Here is a 1,102-nt window from a genome sequence, read left to right on the forward strand (position 1 = left end):
CCGAGATCCTCGACGAGGCCGGCAACTTCATGGCCGAGGTCGTGGCACCCACCAACCGTGCCGGCGACCTCGAGGGAGCGCGGCTGAACCCCGACGGCACCGTCAGCACGGCGACCGGGTTCAAGGAGGCGTACGCCGCCTACGTCGACGCCGGCTGGGGCTCCGTGCCGTTGCCCGAGGAGTTCGGCGGCGGCGGATTCCCGCGCACGGTCGGGCTCGCCCTCCAGGAGCTCATGACGACCGCCAACATGGCGTTCGCGCTTGCGCCGCTGCTCACGCAGGGCGCGATCGAGGCGCTCCTCCACTACGGCAGCGACGAGCAGAAGCAGCAGTGGCTGCCGAAGATGGTCAGCGGCGAGTGGGCCGGCACCATGAATCTCACCGAGCCGCACGCCGGCTCCGACGTCGGCGCCCTCACGACGAAGGCGGTGAAGCGCGCTGACGGCAGCTACGGCATCACCGGCCAGAAGATCTTCATCACCTTCGGCGACCACGACCTCAGCGAGCAGATCGTGCACCTCGTGCTCGCTCGCACCCCCGACGCGCCCGCAGGCACGAAGGGCATCTCGATCTTCATCGTGCCGAAGTTCCTCATGAACGACGACGGCTCGCTCGGCGAGCGCAACGGGGTGCACACCGTCGGCGTCGAGCACAAGATGGGCATCCACGGTTCGCCCACCTGCGTGCTCTCGTACGAGGACGCGACCGGTTACCTCGTCGGTGAAGAGAACTTCGGCATGCGCATCATGTTCGTCATGATGAACAGCGCCCGCCTCTCGGTCGGCATGCAGGGCCTCGCCGTGTCGGAGCTCGCCTACCAGCAGTCGCTCGACTACGCGCGGGAGCGCATCCAGGGCCGCGCGATCGGCGCGACCCAAGACTCCCCGATCATCGACTTCCCCGACGTGCGCCGCATGCTCATGACGCAGAAGGCGTACATCGCCGCGTTGCGCCGGATGATGCTGCTGACCGCGACCTACACCGACGTGTCGACGCACCACCCCGACGCCGCCGTGCGCGCCCGGGCGAACGAGATCGTCGGCCTGCTCACGCCAATCAACAAGTCGTTCGGCACCGACCTCGGCAACGAGCTCACCTCGCT

1 protein-coding gene is annotated in these 1,102 nt (G+C 68.1%); it reads left to right on the top strand.

What is annotated here, in order from left to right; translation table 11 throughout:
* Positions 1-1,102, top strand: a 1,102-nt coding sequence (locus GH736_RS23305; protein WP_203230931.1) for an acyl-CoA dehydrogenase family protein, incomplete at both ends; no start/stop codon positions are given.

The organism is Agromyces humi, from assembly GCF_009720255.1.
In the GTDB taxonomy this organism is placed as follows: domain Bacteria; phylum Actinomycetota; class Actinomycetes; order Actinomycetales; family Microbacteriaceae; genus Agromyces; species Agromyces humi.